The following is a 26,558-nucleotide window of genomic DNA, read 5'->3' as shown; positions in this document are numbered from 1 at the left end:
CTAAGCTTGGGCTAGACAAAACCTTCTGAACAGATTCGAGCGCACTATGCGTGCCTTTCTCCCGTTTGTGTTCTGGTACATATATGAATAATATTCCCCAAATTCCGTCGCCGATTGCCCCTTCGCGAGCATTACCTGTTTTTCCAGATCAACCAGTTTTTCCCTTAGATCTTCAACAAGCCTGCCCTTGTTGATGCCGATTTCGGCACAAAGCGTGAAAAAGTTGGACTTTCTAAACCACATAGAATCCGAAGGTAGATCAAGATTCTCAACCAAGTTAAAGACCGAAACCAAGCGTTCTACCATGCGCGTAAAATTTGGGTATTCTTCATTGTACCGCTCAATATAAAACTCCACTTCGCGGTCCGCAGCGAAGTAACCCTCGCTCTCTATTGTTGCCATTAACAGTAGGCAGAAATGAAGATCCGCCATCCTTGTGTATTCAGACTCACGAACAACGCCAACGATACTCAAATCCACATGATCCAAGACGTACTTTGCGGCCTGGATGAACTCGCCGTCATAGATGGCGTTCTGTATTTCAATCGTGTCCAGCTTGAACTTCGTCAGATTTATTCTTCTGAATACCTCTCGAATAGTTTCCTCATCTATGCGCCCAAGGTCACGCACAACAATTTCATACGAAAGAAACTCAGACTTTCTTTCTTTAGAAAGATCAGCGTAAGAAGGGATTTTGGAAAGTTTCTCTTTGAAGTTGCCCGTTATGTAGTTTCTTATTGTCGTCAACCTCTGTTGACCGTCAATAACGTCTCGGATAGTTGTCATTTTTTCAACATCGACACTGCCCGAGGCGACATAAATCTCAGGAAACGGAAGTCCGTTTAGGATCGTATCAATAAACTCCTCTTGATGCTCTTGGGTCCACACAAACTTCCTCTGAAAGTCTGGTGCGAGCACTAGCAATCCCTCGTTTATATCCCTAATAATTGAAGAGATCGGAGGGTTCGTGACGGATGGTCGAATTTGCTTGCTCATCCTTGAGCCTCCGCAACTAGCGTAGATCTTATCTTCTCGAAGGAATTCAGTGAATACCTCTCCAGTCTTTCGTATGAACTGAATGCACCCGCCGAAACCTTATGATTGCCGGCCTTGCAACGCTCGTATGAAACACTTTTGAAGAAGTCGAACCACTCCCTCTTCCACGCGCCGATTTCACGCTCAGGAGGCACCAAGTCTGGTCGAGCCCACCCGATAGCCAAGTACCTAAGGAAACGGATGTATGCTCTGAATTGGTGGTTTGGCAGATGAAGTTGTGCGTCTCGCATAGAATACTCAAGCTCGCAAGCCATATCCGAAATTCTCCCGAAAAGCGCTGGCGACACAATTGCGACATCTATGTCAGATTCGACTGAAAAATCTGTTCTCTTTACCGGACTGAATCCAAGCATCGCCGAGCCGGCAATAAATACGTCCGTATGATTTATTCCAAAAAATCTGGAGATCTCCAGTTTAAACTGGAACCATTCGTCCTCACGCCCAGTAAAGCAGTAAGGTGTGCCGTGAAGCACACGCGCTTGGCAAAAAGCACGGAGTGCCTCTTGACCATCTTGATCCATCAATTCGCGTAAAAACTCGTCGAGCGCCATCGAGATCCAGTGCTAACACAAGCTTCACATTGGCATTGCGCAGAAGCGCTGACAGATCCTTGCCTGATCTTGGCGCCTTGGCAAGCCCTTGGATCTCCATCGGGCGACCCCGGCAAGGCTTCTACCTCCTTCAGTTCCTTTCGGCGAAGGAACGCTTCGTTCGACGAGTTTTCGGTTCCGCAAGTATCGGTCTCCATACAAATCTTGGTGACTTTACAAAGAGAATACCCCGGAACCCCACCCCCACACCCCCGCGTTCCCCGCGTGATGCGACTGGACGACCTCTACCGTCCCTTCGAGCGTGTTCGCGGTCATCTCGCTTCCCGTGCCGCGCTTCGCACCTGCCACCCGGGCCGCCGCGGTCACTCCCCCTCCCCCGGCGTGCCCCTCAGCGCCTTTCCCTCCCCGCGCTTCTTCTTCGCCTCCAGCCGGCGGCGCTTGGAGGCGAGGGTGGGGCGGGCGGGCTTGCGTTTCTTCGGCGCCACCGTGGCCTTGCGCACCAGCTCGGCCAGGCGTTCGCGGGCGATCTCGCGGTTGCGGGACTGGTGGCGGGTGTCCTCGGCGCGGATCACCACCGCGCCCTCCTTCGTCCAGCGCGAGCCCGCCAGCCGCCGCAGCCGCCGCTTCACCGGCTCGGGGAGGTTGGGCGAGCGCGCGGCCTCGAAGCGCAGCTCCACCGCCGAGCTCACCTTGTTCACGTTCTGCCCGCCGGGTCCGCCCGAGCGGGTGAAGTGCTCGGTCAGTTCCCACTCTTCCAGTTCGATCTGATCGGTGATCCGCAACATGGGCCCAGTATGGGGCGCAATCGCGCCACGAAAAAGGGCCGCCCGTGCGGGCGGCCCTTTCGAGAACTTCGGAGGTGGCGCCGGTTCAGGCTGGCGCCAATCCGGTGGCCTCGCCCCTCAGGGCTGCCTCAGAGGCGCGCCTCCCGGACTGTCCCGACACCCCGCTCCAATGTTTCTCTCGACACTGGACCACCTCCTTTCAATTCTGTTGCGACCTGAGGTGAGCGTGGCACAGTTTGTGCGCCACGCAAAGCGAAATCATACCGGTTGTGCCGTGAGGCGCTTCACCAGCAGCCGGAAGGGCACAAGCGCCAGGAGTGCGAGCGACAGTTTCACCATCCAGTCCGCCACCGCGAGCGACACCCAGAGCGGCGCCACGGGCCCCTGGCCCAGGAGCGGCAGCGCCTCGTTCGCCCAGCCCACATCGGCCGAGGGCTGGAGGAAGGCGAGCCCCGCCGCGAAGGCCACCGAGAAGAAGATCGCCGTGTCGAGCGTGGAACCCGCGAGCGTGGAGACGAGCGGCGCGCGCCACCAGCGCCCGCCGCGCAGCCGGTCGAACACCGCCACGTCGAGCATCTGCGCGGCGAGGAAGGCCAGGCCCGAGCCCAGCGCGATGCGGAAGGTCGTGGCGTCGAAGGCCGAGGCCACGAGGGAGCAGAGCACGCCCACCACGAAGCCCGCGAAGACGACGCGCCGGGCGGCGGCGACGCCGTAGACGCGGTTCATCACGTCGGTGACGAGGAAGGCGAGCGGGTAGGTGAAGGCCCCCCAGGTCAGCCACTGGCCGAAGAGGACCTGCACGAGGATGTTGGAGGCCACCACGATGGCGGCCATGGCGGCGATGCCGGGCAGATGCGCGCGAGTCATGGGTTATCCCGTTTTGGCAAGGTTGCGGGGACTTGGCCCGCCCTCATGGCGGACGGGCGGCGCATACAGCCCCGCGGGCCGGGATGCAAGGCTCAGCGCGCGGCCAGCACCGCGGCGCACTGCGCCGGCAGGTCGCCCATGGTGAGCTCGCGCCGGGGCGTGGGCGGCGGCGCGTCCGGGTAGGGCGGCGGCGGGTTCAGGATGTTCCGCACCCACTCGTCCGCCTCGGCGCAGCCGTCGCCGGGCGGCGGCGGATCCTGCGCGACGCAGGTGGCCTCGCCCCTCGGGCATTCGAGGCGGACGTGGAAGTGGTAGTGGTGCCCCCACCACGGGCGCACCTTGCGCAGCCACGCCCGGTCGCCCGTCTCGTCGGCGCACATGCGCGCCTTGGCGCCGGGGAAGACGAAGATGCGCGCCACCCGCGGGTCCGAGGCGGCGGCCTTGATGATCTCGTGATGCGCCCGGCTCCAGCTGCCGTTGGTGTAGGCGCCGTTGGCGCGCCGGAGCGAGATCGAGGAGAGGCGCTCGCGCTCGGCGCGGGAGAGGGTCAGCCGGTCCGCCGGCCGCATCCAGATGTCCACGTCGAGGCCTGACTGGTGGCTCCGGTGGCCCGTGAGCATCGGCCCGCCGCGGGGCTGGCTCATGTCGCCCACGTAGAGGCCCTGCCATCCCGGCTGGCGCGCCGCCGCGCGCGAGAGAGCCTGCACGAAATCCACGGTGACAGGATGCGCCCAGTTCCGGTTCCGCGAAAGGCGCATGGCCTGCCAGGTCGGGCCGGTCTCGGGCAGTTCCACGCCGCCGGCAAGGCAGCCCTTCGCGTAGCCGCCGATCACCTGCGGGGATTGCGGCGATGCACCGCGTTCGGCGCCGAAAAGATGCTTCGCCTCGCGGGTCGAGAGCACGCCGTCATAGACGGGAAGATCCGCGCCGCTGGTCGGGATGTCGCGCCCGTCGCCGCAGGCGGCGAGGCCGAGGATCAGGCAGAGGCTGGCTGCGAGGCGTGCCATGGCGTGCTGTCTCCCTCAGGTCTCACCCAGCGTAGCAGAAACAGCCCCAACAGGAAAAGCGCGATGAGCGGCGTAACCCCCAATTGCTGGCTGCCCGTGGCCCAGGTGGCGACCCCGATGGAGAGCGGCGCGAGGAAGGAGGTCGCCTTTCCCGCGAGCGCGTAGAGCCCGAAAGCCTCGGCCATCTTCGCGGGATCTGCCTGGCGCACCATCATCGTGCGGCTCGCCGCCTGCAGAACGCCCCCCGCCGCGCCGATCACCGCGCCGCAGAGGTAGAACGCGATGTCGGGCAGGGCGGAGCCCTCGGGCAGCGCGATGCCGAAAAGCGAGTCCGGCGCGATGAAGAGGATGGAGACCGCGACGAGGGTCAGCGCGAGAATGCAGGCGGCGATCACCGGCTTCGGCCCGAACCGCGTGTCCGCCATCCCCCCGATCCAGCAGAAGACCGCGCCGGTGACGATGGCGAGGATGCCGAAGATGCCCACGTCCACCACCGTCCAACCGAGCACGCCCGCGGCGTAGATGCCGCCGAAGGTGTACATGCCGTTCAGCGCGTCGCGGTAGAACATGGAGCTGGCGAGGTAGGCGAAGCGCGAGCGGTTGCGCGGCAGGCCGCGGAGGGTGGACACCACCTCTCCCAGCGCGCGCCGCACCGCGCCGGGCGGCGTGCCCACCGGCTTCGGATCGCGGACCCACAGGAAGAAAGGCACCATGAAGGCCATGTACCAGAGCGCGGTGAGCGGCCCCACGAAGCGGGTGCCCTCGCGCATCGCGGGATCGAGCCCGAAGGCCGGGGCGAGGCCGAGAAGCGTGCGCCCCGTCTCGCCGCTTTCCGCGAAGAACCCCAGCATGATCACGAGCGCCGTCAGCCCCCCCAGATACCCGAACGCCCAGCCATTGCCCGAGATGCGGCCGATCGTCTCGCGCGGGCCGAGGTCGGGCAGCATGGAGTTGGTGAAGATCGTCGCGAACTCCATCCCGATCATGCCGACCGCGAAGAAGAAGAGGATGAGGTAGATGCTGAAATCGCCCGGCACCGCGAACCAGAGCGCCGCGGAGCCCACGACATACATGGCCGAGAAGCCCCAGATCCAGCGCAGGCGGTCGCCCGCGGTGTCGGCCATCGCGCCCAGCAAGGGGGCGAGCAGCGCGATCACGATGCCCGCGAGCCCGATCCCGAAGCCCCAGGCCGTCTGCGCCGCGCTGCCGTCGCCCATCAGTTCCTTGACGTATGGCGCGAAGATGAAGGTGATGAGAAGCGTGTTGTAGGGCTGGCTCGCCCAGTCGAAGAAGAACCAGCCCCAGATGCGCTTGCGCGCCGATATCTGCCCCATGGCCGCCCCGTTCCCGCCTGCGGGCTCACAAGACTATGCGTGTGCCCGTCTGGCAAGCGCTTCCGGCGTCTCGTCCTGCATGGGCGGCCAGGGGCGCAGGGCCTCGGCCGCGCTCCAGGCCGCGACCCAGTCGGGCATCGGCGGCGAGGTCGCCGTCTGCCGCATCGCCGAGAGCACCTTTTCGGGCGGCACGATGCCGTCCGCCGAGGTCACCGCGGAGCGATAGAGCGCATGGCTCGTGCACTCGCCGTCGCGCCGCCACATCGACTGCTCGAGGTAGATGAAACGCGCATCCCAGCAGACGACGCGGGACCGCATCTCGAGGCGTTCGAACGCGCGCACGCGGCGGCGGTAGCGCACCGACGAGCCCGCGATCGTCAGGCCCCAGCCCTGCTCCCGCATCGCCATCACGAGGCCCGTGCGCATGGCGAGCGGGATGCGGCCGAGATCGTAGAGCGTAAGCGTGCGCCCGTTGTTGAGCTCGGCCCACATGTCGAGATCCCAGGGCCAGCAGCGATGATGCGAGACATGCGTTCCGGTCAGCGGCAGAGCCGAGGCGCCGCGATGCGTCCGGTATTCGAGGGCGAGGCGGAAGAAAGGATACATTCGGGCCTCCGTTCAAGGGCCGGGATGCCGCGCTGCGGCGACGGCGTCAACCCTCGACGGCGCGGCACTCTTGCCCCCCGGGCGCCGGGCCGCTAGGTCTTGCGCTGACGCGGCCCAAGGACGGATTCCATGCAATCGCTCTTCCAGATCCTGATGCTTCTGCTCGACGTGCTGTGGTTCCTCGTCCTGGCGCATGTCATCATGAGCTGGCTCATCAATTTCCAGGTGCTCAACCTGCGCCAGCAGCTCGTCGCGCAGATCTGGGACGGCCTCAACCGCATCATGGAGCCGATCTACCAGCCGATCCGGCGGATCCTCCCCCCCATGGGCGGGATCGACTTCGCCCCCCTCGTGACGCTGATCGGCGTCTATGCGCTCCGCATCATCCTGGTGAACAACGCCGCCGTATTCTACTAGCGCGCGACGGGTCGTGATCCCGCCTTGCCCGCCCGCGAGGCACGGGGTTACGATCACCTGCAAGAGCAGCCGCAAAAAACCACGACAGGCCCAATGACGGACCCCACAGCGCTTCTGCGCGAGGTATTCGGATTCGACGCGTTCCGCCCCGGCCAGGCGGAAATCGTGGAAGCGGTCGCGTCGGGACGCGACGTGCTGGCCATCATGCCCACCGGCGGCGGCAAGTCGCTTTGCTTCCAGCTTCCCGCGCTCATGCGGGACGGGCTGACGGTGGTCATCTCGCCCCTCATCGCACTGATGCGCGACCAGGTGCGCGGGCTTCGCGCCGCAGGCGTCAGCGCGGGGGCGCTCACCTCCGGCAACACCGAGGAAGAGACCCGCGCCGTCCACGAGGCGCTGGAGGAGGGGCGGCTTCGGCTGCTCTACCTCGCGCCCGAACGTCTCGCATCGTCCGGAACACTGCGGATGCTGCGCCGGGCGAACGCCATCGCCATCGCCGTGGACGAAGCCCACTGCGTCAGCCAGTGGGGTCACGACTTCCGGCCCGACTACCTGCGGATCGGCACGCTTCGGCGCGATCTCGGCGTCCCGCTCGCCGCCTTCACGGCCACCGCGGACGAGGAAACGCAAGCCGAGATCGTCTCCCGGCTCTTCGGCGATGCCGTGCCGGACATCTTCCTGCGCGGCTTCGACCGGCCCAACATCCACCTCGCCTTCCGCCCGAAGAACCAGCCGCGCCGGCAGATCCTCGATTTCGCCGATGCCCGGCGCGGACTTTCGGGGATCGTCTATTGCGGCACGCGGGCGAAGACCGAAAGCCTCGCCGCCGCGCTCGGCGAGGCGGGTCATGCCGCGGCGGCCTATCACGGCGGGATGGAGGCGGAGGCCCGCCGCGCGGTGGAGGCGCGCTTCGCGAACGAGGACGGGCTGATCGTGGTGGCCACGGTCGCCTTCGGCATGGGGGTGGACAAGCCCGACATCCGCTGGGTGGCCCACGCCGACCTGCCGAAATCCATCGAAGCCTACTACCAGGAAATCGGCCGCGCCGGGCGCGACGGCGCGCCGGCCGAGACGCTCACCCTCTACGGCCCCGACGACATCCGCCTGCGCCGCGCACAGATCGACGAGGGGCTCGCCCCGCCCGAGCGGCGCGCCGCCGATCACGGGCGGCTCAACGCGCTGCTGGGACTTGCCGAGGCGCTCGGCTGTCGGCGGCAGAGGCTGCTGGCCTATTTCGGCGAAGAGGCCGCCCCCTGCGGCCATTGCGATCTCTGCGACACGCCACCCGAGCGCTTCGACGGCACGGAGGCCGCGCGCAAGGCGCTCTCGGCCGCGCTGCGCACCGACGAACGCTTCGGCGCGGGCCACCTGATCGACATCCTCCTCGGCGCCGAAAACGACAGGATCCGGCAGCGCGGGCACGACCGGCTGCCCACATACGGCGTCGGGCGCGAATTCTCGAAACCCGAATGGCAGGCGATCTTCCGGCAACTCATGGGGCGCGACCTGCTGCGCCCCGATCCCGAGCGCCACGGCGCACTGGTGATGACGGAGGCCGCAAGGCCCGTGCTGCGCGGGGAGGAAGCCGTCGAATTGCGCCGCGACACGTTGCGCGAAACGCGCCCCAGGCCGGCGCCGCGCGCACTCGTGGCCGAGGAGGACGCAGGGCTTCTGGCCGCGCTCAAGGCCCGGCGGCGCGCGCTTGCCGAGGCCGCGGGTGTGCCCGCCTACATCGTCTTTCCCGACCGCACGCTGATCGAGATGGCCGAACGCCGCCCCTCGACGCTGGACGAGATGGCGGGCGTGCCGGGCGTGGGCGCGAAGAAGCTCGAAAGCTACGGCGCGGCCTTCCTCGAGGTGATCGCGGGCGAGGTGCAGGCGATGCATCCGCCCCGCCGCAAGCTCGCGGGGCGGGCCGCCGGCACGCTCTACGACCGGCTGGCCGAGACGCAGAACCGTCTCGCCCGCGGGGCCGACGGCGTGGAGAAGCCGCTTTCCTGCACCAACAGCACGCTGCGCCACATCGCCGAGCGGCGTCCGGAAACGCTCGAGGCGCTCGCCCGGATCCCCGGCATGGGCGAGCAGAAGGTGGAACGCTTCGGACCGGCCTTTCTGGACGTTCTGCGCGCGGCGGACTAGATCGGCGGGGCGCAGCGGAAGAGGACATCCCATGCTCACCGTGATATCGCCCGCAAAGAAGATGGACATGACCCCGGTGGAGGTCGCCGGGACCACGGAACCCGCCTTCGCCGAGGACGCGGCGCAGCTCGCCAAGGTGGCGCGCGGCCTCGACGTGACCGGGCTGAAAAAGCTCATGGGCATCAGCGACGATCTCGCCCGGCTCAACCGGGACCGGTTCGCGGAATTCGGGGAACAGCCCCGCAAGCCCGCCGCGCTTGCCTTCGCGGGCGACACCTATCGCGGGCTCGAGGCGGGCACGCTCGACGCGGATGCGTTGCGCTGGGCCCAGGGGCATCTGCGCATCCTGTCCGGGCTTTACGGGCTGCTGCGCCCGCTCGACCTCATCGAACCCTACCGGCTGGAGATGGGCAGCCGCCTTGCGACCGAGCGGGGCCGCACGCTCTACGACTGGTGGGGCGCGCGCCTCGGGCACGCTCTGCAGGATACTGCGCGCGACGTGGGCGCCGTCGCGCTGGTGAACTGCGCGAGCCAGGAATATTTCGGCGCGGTGGATACGGACGCGCTCGGCCTGCCCGTCATCACGCCGGTCTTCCTGGAGGACCGCGAGGGGGGCCCGAAGGTCGTGAGCTTCTACGCGAAGCAGGCGCGCGGTGCGATGGCCCGCTTCATCGTGGAGAACCGGCTGACCGATCCCGAGGCGCTGGCGGAGTTCGACAGCGGCGGCTACGCCTTCGCGCCGGAGCTGTCGAAGCCGGGGCAGCCCGCCTTCCTGCGCGGCGCCGAGGCGGAGGCCCGAAAGCGGTCCGCCTGACCCGCAGGTCAAGCGGTTTCGAATCGCGCCGGACGCCGCGCGGGGGACGAAGGCCGTTCACCCGCCCCGGCAGGTCGGACACTCGGGCCGGGGCTGGCGGGCGGCCTGCCCGTTCTTTGTGGTCTCGCCGGCGCGCATGTCCCCGCGCGGCGCTTCGGGGCGGCGCGCCTCCTCGGGGCAGTGGGCGAGGATCGTCTCGACCAGCGCCGCTTTCCGGATCGGCTTCGTGAGGTAGCCGTCGATGCCCGCCTCCAGGATCGAATCCCGATCGTCCCGGAGCGCGTGGGCCGTCACCGCCACGATGGGAACGCGGCGGTCCTTGCCGTCCTCCCTGCGGCGGATTTCCCGCGCGGCGTCGCGGCCGTCCATCTCCGGCATCGAGATGTCCATCAGGATCAGATCGGGCGCGAAACGCCCGTGCGCTTCCAGCGCCTCGGTTCCGTTCACCGCGAATTCGAGGTCGAGGTCGAGGTTCTTCAGCATCTTGGACAGCACGAGCCGGTTGGTGCCGTTGTCCTCCGCGACGAGGACGCGCATCGCGCGCCCGGGCGCGGCCTGCACCGGCGCGGGCGTGCCGAGGGCGCAGAGCCGCTCGAACAACGCATGCCGCGGCACCGGTTTCTGAAGCACGCCCTGAAGCCCGGCTTGCGCCATCTCGGCCTCGTCCACGCCCACCTCCGAGGACAGCAACAGCACCGGCATGTCGTGCCCGAGTTCACGGAGCCGGCGGGCGAAGGCGAGCCCGTCGAGCCCGGGCATCCGGTGATCCGCGAGCACGAGATCGGGCGGCGGGTCGAGCAGCGCAAGCGCCGCCTCGGCGCTTGCGGCCGCGCGCAGTTCGAGCCCGAGGGCGGAGAGCTGCCTGACGAGGATCTCGCGGTTCACGTCGAGATCATCCACCACGAGCGCCGTGCGGAGCATGGGCGGCAATTCCGGGGCGCCCACGGCCGGCGCCGCGATCGGCAACGTCACGCGGAAGCCGAAACAGGCGCCCTTGCCCCGTTCGCTGTGCACCCAGATCTCGCCGCCCATCAGACCGATCAGCCGTTTCGTGATCGACAGGCCCAGCCCGGTGCCCTCGAAGCGGCGGTCGCGGCCCTGCTCGATCTGGTTGAATTCGCCGAAGATGTGATCGACCTTTTCCGCGGCGATCCCGATACCGGTATCCTCGACCGTGACGTGCACGGCGGCCGCGCCCTCCCCGTCCTGAAATCCGGTGACCCGCACCAGGACATGGCCGGCGTCCGTGAACTTCACCGCGTTGCCGACGAGGTTCGTGAGAACCTGCCGCATGCGGCCCGGATCCCCGACGAGGCGGGTGGGCATGAAGAGGTCGTAGTCCACGAGAACGGCCAGCCCCTTGTCGCGGGCCGCGGGCTGCAGAAGTATCACGATCTCGTGGATGCAGCGTTCCAGGTCGAAGGGCTCGGGGTGAAGCGTCAGCTTGTCCGCCTCGATCTTGGAGAAATCCAGCACGTCGTTGATGATGACGAGAAGAGCCTCGCCCGAGCGCCGGATGGTGCCCACGTAGAGATGCTGCTCTTCGGTCAACTCGGTGTCCGACAGAAGCTCGGCCATTCCCACGACCCCGTTCATCGGCGTCCGGATCTCGTGGGTCAGGTTGGCCAGGAACGCCGACTTGGCGCGATTTGCCGCCTCGGCGCGTTCCGTCGCCACCTCGAGCGCGCGCTGCTGTTCCTTGAACTGGGTGATGTCCACCCGCAGGCCGACGCGCCCGCCGTCGGAGGTCAGGGTCTCGAAGATCCTGAGCCAGCGCCCGTCGTCGAGTTGCTGCTCGATCTCCCCGGGCGCGTTGCGGTGATGCTCCAGGCGTTCCTCGAGCCACGCCTCCTCGCGGCCGATGGCGTCGGCGTACTGTCCACGGGCAAGACCGTAACGCAGGATATCCTCGAACCGTGCGCCGGGCACCATCGCGGGGGCGCTTCTGGCGTAGAGCTCCCGGTAACGGGCGTTGCAGGTGACAAGCCGGTCCTGTGCGTCATAGACGACGAAACCGTCGGGCAGCTCCTCGACGGCGGACCACATCCGCATCAGGTCGGTGATGTTGACCGCGAGCGTGACGAGCCCGCCATCGGGCATGCGCCGGTCCATGAGCTGCACGAACTGGCCGTTCCATAGCCGGATGGTCTCGGGCGGGATCTCGTCCATCTCCCAGCGGCCCAACATCCTTTCACGCCAGCGGGCCGGCGGCTCGTCCCGGAGATCGACGATGCCGTCCGCGATCATGACGTCCACGAGATGGGTGAAACTTGTCCCCGCGGCGATCGATTCGCGCCCGTCAAAGACAGACAGATAGGCGGCGTTGGCGAGAACCAGGCACCCGTCGGCGTCGAACATGGCGAAGCCGTCCCGGACCGTCTCGAGCGCGCTCCAGAGCTGGGTTTCGACGATGGCGATCTTCTCGTTGGCCCGGGTCAGATCCGACCTGACGCGCCGATTCTCGTCGCGCATGGTCGCGCCCTCGGCGCGGGTTTCCACGATCTCGGCGGAAAGCTGCCGCGCCTGCCGGGCCAGCTTGCGGTTGGCCGCGAAGAGTTCCGTCTGCTTCTGTTCCAGAAGCCGCTCGGCGGCGAGCCGCGCGCGGCGTTCCTCGGCAAGCTTGCCGGTCAGATCCATCGGCGCCTGTCTCCCGACCCCGTTCTTCGGGCGGGAGGATGGCGCGGCGGGGTGAATCGCCGCTTAACGCGCGCGTTGCGCGCGGCCGACGCGCCGACCGGATCCGGGGTGGGCCTGCACCGGCCCTCAGCGCACCCAGACTTCGACGCGGCGGTTCACCTGCCGGCCCCAGGCGCTGTCGTCGCAGGCCATCGGCAGCGCCTCTCCGAAGGCCTCGACGTCCAGCGCCACCCGGTCGAGGTCGGCGCCGTCGGCGGCGGCGACCACCGCGGCGCGCACGGCCTCCGCGCGATCCATCCCGATCCGGCGGTTCCCGGCGGCCGGCCCCTGCCCGTCGCTGAAGCCCACGAAGACCATGCGGCGCGCGTCGTAGCGCCCCTCTTCCAGCGCCCGGGCGAGCTGTTCCACGTTCGAAAGCGACTGCGCATCGAGACGGGCGGAGCCCGGGCGAAACCGGAAGGACGTAGTGAGACGGCGCATCGGCGCGAGCGTCTCGGCCATGCGCTGCAACTCGTCGAGGCCCACCTCGGGGCCGGCCTGAACGATGGCGTTCAGGAAGCGGTCGCCCCGTTCGGCCACCGGCACCTCCTCGGGGGCCTGGTCCACGAAGCCCGCGCGGCGGATGACGATCTGCGCCGGCCCGCTTCCCAGATAGCCCAGGAAATCACGCCCGATCTTCGGCAGGCGCCGCGCGGGAAGGTAGAGAAAGAGCGGCGCGGTGAGCGGGTAATCCTCGGTCTTGATGGTGTGGCGCTCGGCCCGCAGCGTGAAGCCGCAGGCCCCCCGGACCGCCAGGGGCTGCGTGTTGCCCGTCTCGGCCAGGCTGGCGAGGCCGAGCGCCAGCGGGTCGTCCGCGACCGCGCGGGCCAGATCGGCGTCCGATGCATGGCGCAACGCCGTGCTGGACAGCAACAGGCCCGCATTCGCGAGAAGGCGGTCTTCGGCGGCCTGCGCCAGTCCCGACCCGGCATCGCGAAGATGCAGCACGATGGGCGCATCGGGCCCGCCCAGATCCTTCCAGTTGTCGATGATCCCGCCGAAGACGCGGGCGAGTTGGCGCATCGAAATCGCCCGCAGCGGATTCCCGGGCGCCACCACCGGCACCAGCGCGTCGAGGGCGAGCACGCGCGAGCGGCCCGCCGCGTCCAGATCGCCCAGACCCGCCGCCGCGGCGAGCCGCGCCTCGGCGCCCCGGATCTCGCGGACCGCCATGGCGATGTCCGCCTCGTCCGCAAGCAGATCGGCGAACCCCTCGTCGGTGGTGGTGGCACGGATGCGAAAGCGGGCCACCGGTGTCTCGTCCTCGCCCTCTGTCAGGACATGTGTGACCTGGTCTTCGTCGGAGCGCTCTGTCCGGATGCCGTATCCGGAGCGCAGGGCGAACGCCTCGATCAGCGCGGGAAGCAGCACGTCGCCGGCGGAGGACGCGCCCGACAGGCGCAGCTCGGCCACGAAAGCCTCCAGGTTGGGGCACCCCGGCCCCTCGCAGCGGACACCCGAGCCGTCGACCGTCAGTTCGCCGTAAACGGTTTCGACCCGGTAGAACTCCCCGTCGAAGCCGAGCAACGTGCCCGAGATTTCCACAGCGCCGTCGGGCGAGCTCAGCGTCACGTCCTGCGCGGCCCCGCCATGCGGCATCACGGCAGCCGTTAGAAAAAGTGCGACGAAACCCGCCGCACGCCATGCCTTCATGTTTTCCCTCGGCCGAAACGCGTCAGTCGTTTCGGGCGAGTTTCAGGTCTGCGAAGGGGGTTTTCAACACCAGAAAGTCGCCCACGGCGCTGCAGGCCGGCATGAAAAGGGCGATGTCGCGGACCTCCAGCACCCCGTCACGCCGCACGAGGAGCTGCGCGTCGAGGTCCTTGCCGCAGTTCGCCTCCGTCACCTCGGCCTCGATGGTCACGAGGACGGACGGATCGCCGGGCGCGACACCTTCGGGGAAGGTGTACACTTCCGCGCCCAGCGCCGCGGGCATCGTGTCCCGCGCGAGCCGCACCAGGAACCCTTCGGACCCCGGCACACCCGCGCGGTCCGCGTGGACGTGCCCCTCTTCGCCGTAGCGCGCGCCGTTCTCGCGGGCATGGAGCGCGATGCCCGTATCGCCGCGCCACTGAAGCGCCACGCGCGCGCGGTCCTCCATGCCGTCGACCCTGGCCTGCGCGACCGCACCATCGCCGTTCGCGAAGGCCGCGATGAAGACTGCCGCCGGCGCGAAGGCCGGCATGTCGAGCGCGAGGGCCCCGGCCTCGTCGGTCACCGCCGTCGTCATCAGGCCGTTGTGGTGCAGGGTGACACGCTCTCCCGGCAGGCACGGCGCGTCGAGGTCGAGCCGGACCACGCCGCCCTCGGCCGGCGTGGCGGCGAAGCCGATCTCGCAGCCGGTCCCGGCGACGGCGCTTTCTTCCTGCTCCCGCGCGTCGATGACCGGCGCCTTGTCCGGCGGGGGCGCGACCGCCTTTTCGGGCAGGCCCGGCACCGGAAGCGGCCGGACCGCGTCGCGCGCGACCGGGGGCGCGGAGGTGAAGGTGATGCCGCTCAGGCGCGGGGCATCCGTCAGGTCGGGGGCGCTGAGGGCGCGGGGCCCTTCACCCGCTGGCCCGGACCCGTCGGCGAGGCCGTCGCCCCCCGTTCGTGCGCCATCGCGCTCGGATATCTGCGCGGGCAAGCCGCCCCACTGCATGACGGCGCCAATCCCCAGAGCGACGAGAACCGTCGCGCCTGACAGTATGAAGCGGTTCGACATCAGCATATTCGCCTCCTCGGCCCGCGGCAGACATACCACGCCCTGTGCAATCTTGGGTCATGTTTCCGTCCAATCGGGGCACCCATGAGGCGAGCGGGGGGATAGATTGGGGCGTTTTTACGCAACCGGGGGTCGCCTGCGCCGTCAGGCGAGGCGGCCGTGGCAGTGCTTGAACTTCTTGCCCGAGCCGCAGGGGCAGAGCTGATTCCGTCCCGGATCGCCCCAGGTGGACGGATCGGCCTCGTCGAAGCCGGCCGCCGGCTCCGCGGCAAGCTGGGGGGCGGCACCGGACGCAGCCGGTCGTGGCGGCGCGTCCGCGCCGGCCATCTCCGGCTGGGGCGCGGGGGCGTCGGGATGGGCCGCCTGCGCCGCCTGCGCCATCGCCGCGCGTTGCGCGCGGATCTCGTCGACCATCTGGCGCTGCTCCTCCTCCGTGAGCGGGCGGATCTGGCCGAGTTTCTGGGTGACGTCGGCGCGCAGACTGTCGAGCATGCTTTCGAAAAGCTGGAACGCCTCGGACTTGTACTCGTTGAGCGGATCGCGCTGCGCGTAGCCGCGGAACCCGACGACGGAGCGCAGGTGCTCGAGCGTCAGGAGGTGGTCGCGCCACTTTCCGTCGATGGTCTGAAGCAGGATCTGCTTCTCGATCTGGCGCATGTTCTCGGCGCCGAATTCCGTCGCCTTCCGGGCGATATGCTCGTCCGCCGCCTTTTCGAGCCGCTCGCGCATGACCTCCTGGTCGACCCCGTCCTCCTCGGCCCACTCCATCACGGGCACATCGACGCCGAGCTTTTCGATCGCCGCCGCGTAAAGCCCCTCGGCGTCCCACTGGTCGGCGTAGGTCTTGGGCGGCAGGTAGGTGTCGACGAGATCGTCCACGACCTGGTGGCGCATGTCGCGCACCACGTCGGACAGATCCTCCGCCTCCATGATCTCGCGCCGCTGGCTGAAGATGACCTTGCGCTGGTCGTTCATCACGTCGTCGAACTTCAGCAGCTGCTTGCGGATGTCGAAGTTGCGCCCCTCGACCTTCGCCTGCGCCCGCTCGAGGCTCTTGTTCACCCAGGGGTGGATGATGGCCTCGCCCTCCTGAAGCCCGAGCCGGGCAAGCATCTTTTCCAGCCGTTCGGAGCCGAAGATGCGCAGCAGGTCATCCTCGAGGCTGAGGAAGAAGGAGGACCGCCCGGGATCGCCCTGGCGGCCGGACCGGCCGCGCAGCTGGTTGTCGATCCGGCGGCTCTCGTGGCGCTCGGTGGCCAGGACGTAAAGGCCGCCCGCCTCGATGACCTTGCGCTTCTCCTCGGCGTGCTTGGCCGCGATGCGGGCGCGCAGCGCGTCGGGCTCCGCCTCCGGATCCGCGGCGAGTTCCTCCATGACCTGCATGTCGACATTGCCGCCGAGCTGGATGTCGGTGCCCCGGCCGGCCATGTTCGTCGCGATGGTGACCGCGCCGAGGCGGCCCGCGTCCGCGACGATCTGCGCCTCCTTCTCGTGCTGGCGCGCGTTCAGCACGTTGTGCGGGATCTTCTCTTTCTGCAGCAGCGTCGAAAGCGCCTCGGACTTCTCGATCGACGTCGTGCCGACGAGGACCGGCTGCCCCTTCTCGTGCGCCTTGCGGATCTCCTCGACGATGGCGGCATACTTTTCGCGGCCGGTGCGGTAGACCTGATCGTCCTCGTCCGTCCGCGCTATCGGCTTGTTCGTCGGGACCTCGACGACGCCAAGCCCGTAGATCTCTCCGAACTCCTCGGCCTCGGTCGAGGCGGTGCCGGTCATGCCGGAGAGCTTGTCGTAGAGACGGAAATAGTTCTGGAAGGTGATCGAGGCGAGGGTGACGTTCTCCGGCCGGATCTCGCAGCCTTCCTTGGCTTCGATCGCCTGGTGCAGACCGTCCGACAGGCGCCGGCCCGGCATCATCCGCCCCGTGAACTCGTCGATGAGCACCACTTCGCCATCGCGGACGATGTAGTCCTTGTCCCTGGTGTAGAGCTTGTGCGCGCGCAGGCCCTGGTTGACGTGGTGAACGCCCGTCGTGCTCTCGGGGTCGTAGAGCGAGCGGCCCTCCTCGAGCAGGCCGCGTTCGTGCAGCAACTCCTCGAGGAACTCGTTGCCCTCGTCGGTGAAGGTGACGTTGCGCGTCTTCTCGTCGATCGAGAAATGCTCGTCCTTGAGGTCGGGGATCAGCCGGTCGACCGAGACGTAGAGCTCGGACCGGTCCTGGCTCGGGCCCGAGATGATGAGGGGCGTCCGCGCCTCGTCGATCAGGATCGAGTCGACCTCGTCGACGATCGCGTAATAGTGGCCGCGCTGATACATCTCCTTGAGCGACGATTTCATGTTGTCGCGCAGATAGTCGAAGCCCAGCTCGTTGTTGGTGGCGTAGGTGATGTCGGCCTCGTAGGCGGCGCGCTTCTCCTCGTGATCCTGCATCGGCACCACCACGCCGGTGGTCAGGCCCAGCGCGCCGTAGACTTTGCCCATCCACTCCGCGTCGCGGCGGGCGAGGTAGTCGTTCACGGTGACGATGTGTACGCCGCGCCCCGCCAGCGCGTTCAGGTAGGCGGGCAGGGTCGCGACCAGCGTCTTGCCCTCGCCGGTCTTCATCTCGGCGATGTTGCCCTGGTGAAGGAAGATGCCGCCCATGAGCTGGACGTCGAAGGCGCGCAGACCCAGAGCGCGACGGCCCGCCTCGCGGCAGGCGGCGAACGCCTCGGGCAGCAGGTCGTCGAGCGACTCGCCATCGCCATGGCGCTTCTTGAATTCGGCGGTCTTCGCGGTGAGCGCATCGTCGGAAAGCGCCTGCATCTCGGGTTCCAGCGCGTTGATCCTGTCGATCAGCGGGCGGGTCGCCTTGATCTTCCGGTCGTTCGGCGTGCCGAACACCTTTCTGGCGATACGTCCGAGGCCCATGCGTGATGTCTCCGTCCTTGGCTGACGTTCTGGTGGCGCCGCATCGGCTTGCCCGTCCGATCCGGAGCCCATAGGTGTTGGGGGAAGACGGCGCCGACTGGCCTTGGCCACCGGATGTAAGCGGCGCCTGTTTGAGTGTCAACGCCGCCCCCGCGGCCCGCCCGGAAGGAAACCCCATGATCGCTCCGATTCGCTCTCTCGCCGCCACGCTCGCGCTCGCCGTCGCGCTGCCCGCCACGGCCCAGGACACCGCCGCGACGCCGGGCGCCGACACCGTCGTCGCCACCGTCAACGGCCAGGAGATCACGCTGGGGCACATGGTGGTCGCGCGGACCTCCCTGCCGCAGCAGTATCGGCAACTTCCCGACGACGTGCTTTTCGAGGGGATCCTCGACCAGATGATCCAGCAGACGCTTCTGGCCCAGCAGACCGGCGACACGCTGTCGACGCGGGCGCGAGTCGCGCTCGAGAACGAGCGCCGCCTGCTCAGGGCCGGCGACGCGGTCGAAACCATCATCGGCGAGGTCGTGACCGACGAGGCGCTGCGCGCCGCCTACGAGGCGCGCAGCGCCGATGCCGATCTCGGCACCGAGTACAACGCCTCGCACATCCTGGTGGAGACGGAAGAGGAGGCCCGCGATCTCGTCCGCCAGCTCGAGCAGGGCGCGGATTTCGGCGAACTGGCCATGGCGCATTCCACCGGCCCCTCCGGCCCGTCGGGCGGCGAGCTTGGCTGGTTCGGACCCGGGATGATGGTGCCGCCCTTCGAGGAAGCCGTGATGGCGATGGAGGTGGGCGCGGTGTCCGAGCCCGTCGAGACGCAGTTCGGCTGGCACGTCATCACGCTCAACGACACGCGGAGCCAGGCGGCGCCGCCGCTCGACGAGGTCCGCGAGGAACTGGCCGAGGAGATCCGCCAGGCCGCGGTGACCGAACGGCTGGAGGCGCTGCGCGCCGAGGCCGAGATCACGATGCCCGACGAGGGGGCGATGGATCCCTCCGCGCTGAGCGACACCTCGATCCTGGAGAACTGACGGATGGGCGCCACGCCGCCGCGCTCGCCGCTTGCGCCCGACCGTTTCCCGGACCTGCCCGATGTCGCGGGCGTGGAGCTTGCCGTCGCCTCGGCCGGCGTCCGTTACGCCGGGCGCGACGACGTGATGCTTGCGCGCCTCGCGTCCGGCCGCACCGTGGCGGGCGTCTTCACGCGCTCCGCGACGCGCGCCGCGCCAGTCCTCGACTGCGAGGCGAAGATCGCCGGGGACGACCGGGCCGGCGCGGCCTTCCTCGTAAACGCGGGCAACGCCAATGCCTTCACCGGGAAGGCCGGCGCGGCCGCGGTGGACGCCCTGACCGGCGCAGTGGCCGAGGCGGCGGGACTTCCCGCGCGCCGCGTCTTCACCGCCTCCACCGGCGTGATCGGCGAGCCGCTCCCGCACGAGCGCATCCGCGCCCGGCTCGACACGCTGACCGACGCCCTGGCCCCGGGCGGCTGGGAGGCCGCGGCCCGCGCGATCATGACGACCGACACCTTCCCCAAGGGCGCGGGCGCGCAGGTCGAGGTCGACGGGCGGACGGTCTCCATCTCCGGGATCGCCAAAGGCTCGGGCATGATCGCCCCCGACATGGCCACGATGCTCGTCTTCCTGTTCACCGACGCGGCGGTGGACCGGCCCGTGCTGCAGTCCATCGTCGCGGAACTGGCCGACCGGACCTTCAACTGCATCACGGTGGACGGCGACACCTCCACCTCGGACACGCTGCTGATGGGCGCCACCGGGGCGAGCGGGGCGCGGGTCTGGGCCGACACCCACGCCTTCCGCGAAGCGCTCGGGATGGTGATGCTCGACCTCGCGCAGCAGGTCGTGCGCGACGGCGAGGGCGCGACGAAATTCGTCGAGGTCACGGTGACCGGCGCCACCTCGCGCAGCGACGCGCGGCGCCACGCCATGTCGATCGCCAACTCTCCGCTGGTGAAGACCGCGATCGCGGGCGAGGACGCGAACTGGGGGCGCGTGGTGATGGCCGTCGGGAAATCGGGCGCCCCGGCCGACCGCGACCGTCTGGCGATCCGCTTCGGCGACATCCTCGTGGCCGAGAAGGGCTGGGTGGCCGAAAGCTACGACGAAGCCGCCGCGGCGGAGTACATGAAAGGGCAGGAATTGCGGATCTCCGTGGATCTCGGCCTGGGGGAAGGCCGCGCCACGGTGTGGACCTGCGACCTGACCCACGGCTACATCGACATCAACGCGGATTACCGCTCGTGACGACGGTCGTGCTCGTCGCCGCCGTGGCGCTGGTGGACCGGGACGGCCGCGTGCTGCTCACCCAACGCCCCGAGGGCAAGCCGATGGCGGGGCTCTGGGAATTTCCGGGCGGCAAGGTGGAACCAGGCGAGACGCCCGAGGCCGCGCTCATCCGGGAGCTGCGCGAGGAGATCGCCATCGACACGGAAGAAAGCTGTCTCGCGCCTCTGACCTTCGCCAGCCACGGCTATGCCGATTTTCACCTGCTCATGCCGCTCTTCGCGTGCCGGAAATGGGAGGGCGTGCCCGTCGGCCAGGAGGGGCAGCGCCTTTCCTGGGCACGCGCGGCGGAGCTGCGGGACTATCCCATGCCGCCCGCCGATGTCCCGCTGATACCGATTCTCCGCGACTGGCTCTAGCGGCCGCTGACGCTCGCGCGACACGGACGGCGCGAAAATCCCGTGGCAGGTCAATAGCGGTGTCGGGACGACCCCGCCAGGTCGTGCGCGCCGGACAAGCACCAACGGCGATGCCGCCGCGCCTTTGGGCGTAACCTGCCGAGAATGGGCGGTGGCGGACTCACCGCGCTTGCGCAAGACAAACACCCAAGGCCCGCGATGCCGACACGAAAACGCCCGGCCGTATCATCGGCCGGGCGTTCCCTTACGCGTTTTCTTCCGCGGCTCAGTCCAGCTTGCGCTCGACCTCGGTGCGCTCGAAGATCTCGATGACGTCGCCTTCGCGGATGTCCTCGTATTTCTCGAAGGCCATGCCGCACTCCTGACCCGACTGAACTTCCGGCACCTCGTCCTTGAAGCGCTTGAGCGTCTTCAGCGTGCCCTCGTGGATCACCACGTCGTCGCGCAGGAGGCGCACACCGGCGGACCGGCGCGCCATGCCCTCGGTGACGAGGCAGCCCGCCACCTTGCCGACGCCCGACACCTTGAAGACCTGCCGGATCTCCGCGTAGCCGATGAAGTTCTCGCGCACCTCGGCCGAGAGAAGTCCGGACGCTGCCGCCTTCACGTCGTCCACCAGGTCGTAGATCACCGAGTAGTAGCGGATCTCCACGCCCTTCTGGTTGGCGGAGTTGCGCGCCGGCGCGTTGGCGCGCACGTTGAAGCCGATCACCGGCGCGCCGGAGGCTTCCGCGAGGCCGACATCGGTTTCGGTGATGGCGCCGACGCCCGAGTGCAGCACGCGCACGCGCACCTCTTCGTTGCCGACCTTCTCCAGCGCCTGGACGATCGCCTCGGCAGAGCCCTGCACGTCGGCCTTCACGATCACCGGAAGCTCGGTGACGTTCTCGTCTTCCTTGGCCTTGGCCAGAAGCTGCTCGAGAGAGGTCGCGGCACCGGCGGCGGCGCGCTTCTCCTTCGCCTTCTCCTGGCGGTACTCGGCGATCTCGCGCGCCTGCGCCTCGGCCTCTACGACGTTGAGCACGTCGCCGGCTTCCGGGGTGCCGTTGATGCCGAGCACCTCGACCGGCACGGAGGGGCCGGCCTCCTTCACGCGCTCGCCCTTGTCGTTCACGAGCGCGCGCACCTTGCCCCACTGCTCGCCGACGACGAAGATGTCGCCCTGGCGCAGGGTGCCTTTCTGGACGAGCACCGTCGCCACCGGCCCGCGGCCGACGTCGAGCTGGGCCTCGATCACCGCGCCCTCGGCGGCGCGGGCCGGGTTCGCCTGAAGCTCCAGGATCTCCGCCTGCAGCGCGATCGCCTCGAGCAGCGTGCCGAGGCCCTTGCCGGTGATGGCGGAGACTTCGACGTCCTGCACGTCGCCGGACAGCTTCTCGACGATCACCTCGTGCTGGAGAAGATCGGTCCGCACCTTGTCCGGGTTCGCCTCCGGCTTGTCGCACTTGTTGATGGCGACGATCATCGGCACCTTCGCCGCCTTGGCGTGGTTGATGGCCTCGATGGTCTGCGGCATCACCGCGTCGTCGGCCGCCACCACCAGGCCCACGATGTCGGTCACCTGCGCGCCGCGCGAGCGCAGCGAGGTGAAGGCCGCGTGGCCCGGCGTGTCGAGGAAGGTCAGCGCGTCGCCGTTGGGCGCCTCGACCTGGTAGGCGCCGATGTGCTGGGTGATTCCCCCCGCTTCGCCGGAGACGACCTTGGCCTCGCGAATCGCGTCGAGCAGCGAGGTCTTGCCGTGATCGACATGCCCCATCACGGTGATGACCGGCGGGCGCGGTTTCAGGTCGGCGGACTTGTCCTCCACCTCCTTGATCACGTCCTCCACGTCGGCGTCCGAAACGCGCACGACCTTGTGGCCGAACTCCTCGATGATGAGTTCGGCGGTGTCGGCGTCGATCACCTGGTTCTGCGTGACCATCATGCCATTCTGCATGTCGGCGTTGACCACGTCGGCCACGCGCTCGGCCATGCGGTTGGCGAGTTCCGACACGACGATCGTCTCGGGAAGCTGGACGTCGCGCCCCACCTTCTCGCGCGGGGCCTGCTGGCCCATCGCCTTCTGGCGGGCGCGCTCCTGCTTGCGCTTCATCGCGGCGAGCGATTTCTGGCGCCCGCCCTCTCCGCCGGCCAGCGCCTGGTTCAGGGTCAGCTTGCCGGAGCGGCGCGCGCTGTCGCGTTCGCTCTTGCGATTCTTCGCCTCTCGGGGCTCTTCCCGCTCCTTCTTGCGGGCGACGGGCGGGACCGCCTTGGCCGGCTTGGCCACATCGCCGGGCTCGGCAGGCGGCTGCGGCTGCTTCGCGCGCTCCGCCTCGGCCCGGCGCTGTTCTTCCTCCTCGGCCTTCTGGCGCGCGCGCTCCTCGGCCTCGCGCTGCTCGCGCTCCTTCGCCTCCTGTTCCGCGCGGCGGCGCTCACGCTCCTCTGCGCGGCGGCGCTCTTCTTCCTCGCGCTCCTTCGCCTCTTCGGTTTCGCGCGCCTTGGCGGCCTGCAACGCCTTGAGACGACGGTCCATTTCCGCTTCGGAAATGCCGCCCGGACGTTTCGCGCCGCCGGCGGACGGCGTGGTGCCGCTGCCGCCGGCGCCACCGGCGCCGCCGCTCTTGGCCGCGGAGGGTTTCGGCACGACCACGCGCTTGCGCTTCGTCTCCACCACGACGTTCTTCGTCCTGCCGTGGCTGAAGCTCTGTTTCACGCTGCCCGAACGCGGGCCGCTCCGCAGCCCGAGGGTCTTCTTGCCGTCGTTCTCGCTCATAAAGCCGTCTTATCCTTTCCGGTGGCCGGTGCCACCGTCGCTGGCGCGCAAGCCTTTAAGTCTTGCGGCCTCCTCTACAACACGCTTCGTCAGACCGCCAGACGCCAGCGCGCCATGTACCACAGTTTCACGTCCGAAGGCCAAACCCAATTCGGACGCCGTCATCCAGCCGAGCCAGCTTCCGTCATGCGGCGTGCTCAGCTTCGTCTTGCCCCGCTCCGAGCCGTCGCTGGCCTGGATCAGGACCTCGGCCTCGCCGTTCGCCAGCCAGGCCTTCACCTTTTCGTAGCCCGTCACGGCCGCCCCGGATTTCCGGGCCAGGCTGACGAGCCCGATCACGCGCTGCGCGAGCTGGCGCTCCACCTCGTCGACGAGCCCTTCCGGCACCGTCACCGGGGCCTTGGCCGCCCGGGCGAAAAGCCCCTTGGACGCCGCGCGCTCCAGCGCCGCGCGATCGGCCGCGACCCAGATCCCCCGACCGGGCAGCTTGCCCAGAATGTCGGGCACCACCACGCCGTCGGGGCTCACCACGAAGCGCACCATGCGGGCGGCCGGCAGCACCTGGCCCGTCGCGATGCACTTGCGCTCGGGCCCGTCGCCCCGCGTCTTCTCACGCCCGCCGCGCGGCATCTCGCGGATCTCCGGCGACCGGCTCAGGGGCGCGCCTCGTCGGTGGCGGCGGCCTCGTCGGAAACGATCTCTTCGCCGTCACCCTCTTCGGACGCGGTGCCGAGCATCTCTTCGGGATCCACCCAGCCCAGCATGACCCGTGCGGTCATGACCATGTTCTGCGCCTCTTCGAGCGATACGTCGAAAGGCTCCAGGACACCGTCGTCCTTGACGCGCTCGCCGTTCACCGTCGTCCAGCCGCCGGCAAGCTCCCAGTCGGCGCAGGTCGCGAAATCGTCGAGCGTCTTCACGCCGTCCTGCGCCAACGCCTCGATCATTTGGGGTGTCAGGCCCTCGAAGTCAATCAGGCTGTCCTCCACACCGAGCGCGCGGGCGCGCTCGAGGGCCTGGCGCGCCTGCTCGTCGAGGTATTCGCGGGCCCTGGTCTGAAGCTCGGTCGCCGTGTCCTCGTCGACGCCATCGATCACCAGAAGCTCGTCGAGCTCGACATAGGCGACCTCCTCGAGGTTGGTGAACCCCTCGGAGACGAGGAGCTGCGCGAAGAACTCGTCAAGGTCCAGCGTCTCCATGAAGAGCTGGGTGCGCTCCTCGAACTCCTTCTGGCGGCGGCGGCTCTCCTCCTCCTCGGTGAGGATGTCGATGTCGAGCCCGGTCAGCTGGCTCGCCAGGCGGACGTTCTGACCGCGCCGGCCGATCGCCAGCGAAAGCTGCTCGTCGGGCACCACCACCTCGATGCGCTGCGCCTCCTCGTCGATCACGACCTTGGAGACCTCGGCGGGCTGAAGCGCGTTGACGAGGAAGGTCGCCTGATCCTCGTTCCACGGGATGATGTCGATCTTCTCGCCCTGAAGCTCGTTGACCACGGCCTGCACGCGCGAGCCGCGCATGCCGACGCAGGCGCCGACGGGGGCGATCGACGAATCGTAGGAGATCACGGCGATCTTGGCACGGCTTCCGGGGTCGCGGGCCACGGCCTTGATCTCGATGATGCCGTAGTAGATCTCCGGCACCTCCATCTTGAAGAGCTCGGCCATGAACGCGGGCGCCGTGCGCGACAGGAAGATCTGCGGGCCCCGCGCCTCGCGGCGCACGTCCTTGATGTAGCAGCGGATGCGGTCGCCGTTGCGGTAGCTTTCCCGGCCGATCTTCTCGTTGCGGCGCAGGATCGCCTCTCCGCGGCCCACGTCCACGATGATGTTGCCGTATTCCTCGCGCTTGACGATCCCGTTGATGATCGTGCCGACGCGGTCCTGGAATTCCTCGTACTGGCGGTCGCGCTCGGCCTCCCGCACCTTCTGGAGAATCACCTGCTTCGCCGACTGCGCGGCGATGCGGCCCATCTCCACCGGCGGGACGGCCTCGTGGAACTCGTCGCCGACCTGCGGCGCGCCGGCCTCGGCGGGGTCGATGCGCTGGCCCTCGCGGATCCAGAACTCGTCGCGCCCGGGCTTCGCCGGGGCGAAATAGGGCTTCGCCTGCTCGGCGGTCATCTCGGCCTGGTAGTTCTCGAGTTCTTCCTCGGGTACCACGGTGCGCACGCGGGTGAAGTCCGCGCGGCCGGTCTTGCGGTCGATCCTCACGCGGATGTCCATCTCGGAGCCGTAGCGCGACTTCGCCGCCCGCGAGAGGCTTTCTTCCATCGCCTCGACCACGAGCAGGGGATCGATCATCTTCTCGCGGGCTACCGCTTCCGCGGTCTGCAAGAGCTCGAGCTGGTTCGCAGAAGTAATCGCCATCTGTCTTCAGTCCTCTTCGGGGTCGGACATGTCCGACCGGATCTCGTCATACGCGTCCGCGTCCACCGGCTGCGCCTTGCGCGCCTTCAGCATGTCGCGGATCAACTCGGCGGTAAGCACCAACTTGGCGTCGGACAGCCAGTCGACGCGCAGGCCGACCGTGCCCTCGTCCAGGTTCACCAGTATTTCGTCGCCCTCGACGCCGGCGAGCACGCCCTTGAAGCGGCGGCGCCCGTCGATGAGTTCGGCGGTCTCGAGGTTCGCCTCGTAGCCCTCGTAATCGGCGAAATCCTTCAGCCGCGTGAGCGGCCGGTCGATCCCGGGGCTCGAGACCTCGAGCGTGTAGGCGTCGAGGATCGGATCCTCCACGTCGAGCACCGCGCTCACCGCGTTGGATATCGCCGCGCAGTCGTCCACCTCGATGCCGCCCCCGGGCCTTTCGGCCATGATCTGCAGCGTCTGCGTCTTGCCCGCCATCAGGCGCACGCGCACGAGTTCGTATCCCAGCCCCTCGATCACGGGCTGGACGATCTCGGCGATACGCCGGTCGATGGGGGATTTGGCGACGAGGGTGGACATGGGCCTCCGGAACGAAAAAACGGGCGCGCGGCCCGTCGATCTTTCCCGGTGGTTCGCCGTGCGATGCCCGACGAGCCGCTGTTGGCACCGCATATACGCGCGGCCGGCAGGGGATGCAAGGGCCGACGCGTCGGCCGGACGCGCGCGGAACGACCGGGGCGCCGGTCGGCCCCGGCAAGCGCTGCCCGACCGCCCCCTGTCACGTCGCCCGGGTTTCTGGACCGGCCGGCATCGCACCGCGCCCGGCGTTGCGACCGGCGGCCTGCTCATGCCGCCTCGGTCCCGTTCGTGCCGGGGGGCTTTCGCCGCGCCCGGCCTCCGGCACGCCGG

At 68.2% G+C, this 26,558-nt stretch carries 21 protein-coding genes; 6 read left to right on the top strand and 15 right to left on the bottom strand.

Annotated elements, in window-relative coordinates:
- From AB6A65_RS09150 to AB6A65_RS09120, 7 genes are all read right to left on the bottom strand, one after another.
- On the bottom strand, positions 1-996 hold the full coding sequence (locus AB6A65_RS09150) for a DUF262 domain-containing protein (protein ID WP_371038069.1): 996 nt from the start codon (positions 994-996) through the stop codon (positions 1-3).
- Positions 993-1,607 (bottom strand): hypothetical protein, encoded by a 615-nt coding sequence (locus AB6A65_RS09145; RefSeq protein WP_371038068.1) that lies wholly within the window; start codon positions 1,605-1,607, stop codon positions 993-995. Before AB6A65_RS09145 ends, AB6A65_RS09150 begins: the two co-directional genes overlap by 4 nt.
- Positions 1,608-1,969: 362 nt before the next feature.
- Complete coding sequence (gene arfB / locus AB6A65_RS09140; protein ID WP_371038067.1) at positions 1,970-2,392, bottom strand: alternative ribosome rescue aminoacyl-tRNA hydrolase ArfB; 423 nt, start codon at positions 2,390-2,392, stop codon at positions 1,970-1,972.
- 258 nt (positions 2,393-2,650) lie between these two features.
- Positions 2,651-3,259: a VUT family protein gene (locus AB6A65_RS09135; RefSeq protein WP_371038066.1), complete on the bottom strand. Its 609-nt coding sequence runs from the start codon at positions 3,257-3,259 to the stop codon at positions 2,651-2,653.
- A gap of 92 nt (positions 3,260-3,351) precedes the next feature.
- Positions 3,352-4,266: a penicillin-insensitive murein endopeptidase gene (mepA, locus tag AB6A65_RS09130; RefSeq protein ID WP_371038065.1), complete on the bottom strand. Its 915-nt coding sequence runs from the start codon at positions 4,264-4,266 to the stop codon at positions 3,352-3,354.
- Positions 4,236-5,600 (bottom strand): MFS transporter, encoded by a 1,365-nt coding sequence (locus AB6A65_RS09125; RefSeq protein ID WP_371038064.1) that lies wholly within the window; start codon positions 5,598-5,600, stop codon positions 4,236-4,238. The genes mepA and AB6A65_RS09125 overlap by 31 nt, the downstream gene beginning before the upstream one ends.
- A gap of 33 nt (positions 5,601-5,633) precedes the next feature.
- Positions 5,634-6,206: an acyl-CoA thioesterase gene (locus tag AB6A65_RS09120; RefSeq protein ID WP_371038063.1), complete on the bottom strand. Its 573-nt coding sequence runs from the start codon at positions 6,204-6,206 to the stop codon at positions 5,634-5,636.
- Between the two features lie 129 nt (positions 6,207-6,335).
- Between AB6A65_RS09120 and AB6A65_RS09115 the strand changes: the two genes are divergently transcribed.
- The 3 genes from AB6A65_RS09115 (at position 6,336) to yaaA (ending at position 9,576) form a co-directional block, all read left to right on the top strand.
- Positions 6,336-6,623, top strand: coding sequence for a YggT family protein (locus tag AB6A65_RS09115; protein WP_371038062.1), 288 nt, complete (start codon positions 6,336-6,338; stop codon positions 6,621-6,623).
- Between the two features lie 93 nt (positions 6,624-6,716).
- Positions 6,717-8,762 (top strand): DNA helicase RecQ, encoded by a 2,046-nt coding sequence (gene recQ, locus AB6A65_RS09110; RefSeq protein ID WP_371038061.1) that lies wholly within the window; start codon positions 6,717-6,719, stop codon positions 8,760-8,762.
- Between the two features lie 31 nt (positions 8,763-8,793).
- Entirely contained in the window at positions 8,794-9,576 is a 783-nt protein-coding gene (gene yaaA, locus AB6A65_RS09105; protein ID WP_371038060.1) for a peroxide stress protein YaaA, read from the top strand.
- 57 nt (positions 9,577-9,633) lie between these two features.
- Here yaaA and AB6A65_RS09100 read toward each other — a convergent pair whose 3' ends face one another.
- The 4 genes from AB6A65_RS09100 to secA form a co-directional block, all read right to left on the bottom strand.
- A complete protein-coding gene (locus AB6A65_RS09100; RefSeq protein ID WP_371038059.1) occupies positions 9,634-12,213 on the bottom strand; it encodes a response regulator in 2,580 nt (859 codons plus the stop codon).
- Positions 12,214-12,339: 126 nt separating this feature from the next.
- On the bottom strand, positions 12,340-13,905 hold the full coding sequence (locus tag AB6A65_RS09095) for a substrate-binding domain-containing protein (RefSeq protein WP_371038058.1): 1,566 nt from the start codon (positions 13,903-13,905) through the stop codon (positions 12,340-12,342).
- A gap of 22 nt (positions 13,906-13,927) precedes the next feature.
- Positions 13,928-14,962 (bottom strand): hypothetical protein, encoded by a 1,035-nt coding sequence (locus AB6A65_RS09090; protein WP_371038057.1) that lies wholly within the window; start codon positions 14,960-14,962, stop codon positions 13,928-13,930.
- Positions 14,963-15,100: 138 nt separating this feature from the next.
- A complete protein-coding gene (gene secA, locus AB6A65_RS09085; protein ID WP_371038056.1) occupies positions 15,101-17,866 on the bottom strand; it encodes a preprotein translocase subunit SecA in 2,766 nt (921 codons plus the stop codon).
- Between the two features lie 176 nt (positions 17,867-18,042).
- Here secA and AB6A65_RS09080 point away from each other — a divergent pair, with 176 nt between their 5' ends.
- The 3 genes from AB6A65_RS09080 to mutT are packed head-to-tail and all read left to right on the top strand — an operon-like array spanning position 18,043 to position 20,531.
- Complete coding sequence (locus AB6A65_RS09080; protein ID WP_371038055.1) at positions 18,043-18,900, top strand: peptidylprolyl isomerase; 858 nt, start codon at positions 18,043-18,045, stop codon at positions 18,898-18,900.
- A 3-nt stretch (positions 18,901-18,903) separates the two neighbouring features.
- Complete coding sequence (gene argJ, locus AB6A65_RS09075; protein WP_371038054.1) at positions 18,904-20,133, top strand: bifunctional glutamate N-acetyltransferase/amino-acid acetyltransferase ArgJ; 1,230 nt, start codon at positions 18,904-18,906, stop codon at positions 20,131-20,133.
- Entirely contained in the window at positions 20,130-20,531 is a 402-nt protein-coding gene (mutT, locus tag AB6A65_RS09070) for an 8-oxo-dGTP diphosphatase MutT (RefSeq protein WP_371038053.1), read from the top strand. The genes argJ and mutT overlap by 4 nt, the downstream gene beginning before the upstream one ends.
- Positions 20,532-20,796: 265 nt before the next feature.
- On the opposite strand, the gene infB is transcribed toward mutT, so the two are convergent.
- The 4 genes from infB to rimP are packed head-to-tail and all read right to left on the bottom strand — an operon-like array spanning position 20,797 to position 26,228.
- Positions 20,797-23,283 carry a translation initiation factor IF-2 gene (gene infB, locus AB6A65_RS09065; RefSeq protein ID WP_371038052.1) on the bottom strand — a complete coding sequence of 829 codons (2,487 nt, stop codon included), beginning with the start codon at positions 23,281-23,283 and terminating at the stop codon, positions 20,797-20,799.
- A gap of 9 nt (positions 23,284-23,292) precedes the next feature.
- Positions 23,293-23,913: an RNA-binding protein gene (locus AB6A65_RS09060; RefSeq protein ID WP_371038051.1), complete on the bottom strand. Its 621-nt coding sequence runs from the start codon at positions 23,911-23,913 to the stop codon at positions 23,293-23,295.
- Between the two features lie 23 nt (positions 23,914-23,936).
- Positions 23,937-25,649: a transcription termination factor NusA gene (nusA, locus tag AB6A65_RS09055; protein ID WP_371038050.1), complete on the bottom strand. Its 1,713-nt coding sequence runs from the start codon at positions 25,647-25,649 to the stop codon at positions 23,937-23,939.
- Between the two features lie 6 nt (positions 25,650-25,655).
- Complete coding sequence (gene rimP / locus AB6A65_RS09050) at positions 25,656-26,228, bottom strand: ribosome maturation factor RimP (RefSeq protein ID WP_371038049.1); 573 nt, start codon at positions 26,226-26,228, stop codon at positions 25,656-25,658.
- Between the last annotated feature and the right edge of the window lie 330 nt (positions 26,229-26,558).

The organism is Rhodosalinus sp. FB01 (genome assembly GCF_041365715.1).
Taxonomy (GTDB): domain Bacteria; phylum Pseudomonadota; class Alphaproteobacteria; order Rhodobacterales; family Rhodobacteraceae; genus Rhodosalinus.
The sequence above is the reverse complement of the archived record's forward strand: the minus strand, read 5'-3'. Positions and strand labels throughout refer to the sequence as shown.

What these genes read in the sequence shown, in the direction of transcription:
- nusA (WP_371038050.1), bottom strand. Translation starts at nt 25,649, where the DNA reads ATGGCGATTACTTCTGCGAACCAGCTCGAGCTCTTGCAGACCGCGGAA.
- AB6A65_RS09100 (WP_371038059.1), bottom strand. Translation starts at nt 12,213, where the DNA reads ATGGATCTGACCGGCAAGCTTGCCGAGGAACGCCGCGCGCGGCTCGCC.
- AB6A65_RS09125 (WP_371038064.1), bottom strand. Translation starts at nt 5,600, where the DNA reads ATGGGGCAGATATCGGCGCGCAAGCGCATCTGGGGCTGGTTCTTCTTC.
- AB6A65_RS09115 (WP_371038062.1), top strand. Translation starts at nt 6,336, where the DNA reads ATGCAATCGCTCTTCCAGATCCTGATGCTTCTGCTCGACGTGCTGTGG.
- yaaA (WP_371038060.1), top strand. Translation starts at nt 8,794, where the DNA reads ATGCTCACCGTGATATCGCCCGCAAAGAAGATGGACATGACCCCGGTG.
- AB6A65_RS09080 (WP_371038055.1), top strand. Translation starts at nt 18,043, where the DNA reads ATGATCGCTCCGATTCGCTCTCTCGCCGCCACGCTCGCGCTCGCCGTC.
- mepA (WP_371038065.1), bottom strand. Translation starts at nt 4,266, where the DNA reads ATGGCACGCCTCGCAGCCAGCCTCTGCCTGATCCTCGGCCTCGCCGCC.
- infB (WP_371038052.1), bottom strand. Translation starts at nt 23,283, where the DNA reads ATGAGCGAGAACGACGGCAAGAAGACCCTCGGGCTGCGGAGCGGCCCG.
- AB6A65_RS09090 (WP_371038057.1), bottom strand. Translation starts at nt 14,962, where the DNA reads ATGCTGATGTCGAACCGCTTCATACTGTCAGGCGCGACGGTTCTCGTC.
- AB6A65_RS09095 (WP_371038058.1), bottom strand. Translation starts at nt 13,905, where the DNA reads ATGAAGGCATGGCGTGCGGCGGGTTTCGTCGCACTTTTTCTAACGGCT.
- arfB (WP_371038067.1), bottom strand. Translation starts at nt 2,392, where the DNA reads ATGTTGCGGATCACCGATCAGATCGAACTGGAAGAGTGGGAACTGACC.
- recQ (WP_371038061.1), top strand. Translation starts at nt 6,717, where the DNA reads ATGACGGACCCCACAGCGCTTCTGCGCGAGGTATTCGGATTCGACGCG.
- AB6A65_RS09135 (WP_371038066.1), bottom strand. Translation starts at nt 3,259, where the DNA reads ATGACTCGCGCGCATCTGCCCGGCATCGCCGCCATGGCCGCCATCGTG.
- argJ (WP_371038054.1), top strand. Translation starts at nt 18,904, where the DNA reads ATGGGCGCCACGCCGCCGCGCTCGCCGCTTGCGCCCGACCGTTTCCCG.
- AB6A65_RS09150 (WP_371038069.1), bottom strand. Translation starts at nt 996, where the DNA reads ATGAGCAAGCAAATTCGACCATCCGTCACGAACCCTCCGATCTCTTCA.
- AB6A65_RS09145 (WP_371038068.1), bottom strand. Translation starts at nt 1,607, where the DNA reads ATGGCGCTCGACGAGTTTTTACGCGAATTGATGGATCAAGATGGTCAA.
- rimP (WP_371038049.1), bottom strand. Translation starts at nt 26,228, where the DNA reads ATGTCCACCCTCGTCGCCAAATCCCCCATCGACCGGCGTATCGCCGAG.
- secA (WP_371038056.1), bottom strand. Translation starts at nt 17,866, where the DNA reads ATGGGCCTCGGACGTATCGCCAGAAAGGTGTTCGGCACGCCGAACGAC.
- AB6A65_RS09120 (WP_371038063.1), bottom strand. Translation starts at nt 6,206, where the DNA reads ATGTATCCTTTCTTCCGCCTCGCCCTCGAATACCGGACGCATCGCGGC.
- AB6A65_RS09060 (WP_371038051.1), bottom strand. Translation starts at nt 23,913, where the DNA reads ATGCCGCGCGGCGGGCGTGAGAAGACGCGGGGCGACGGGCCCGAGCGC.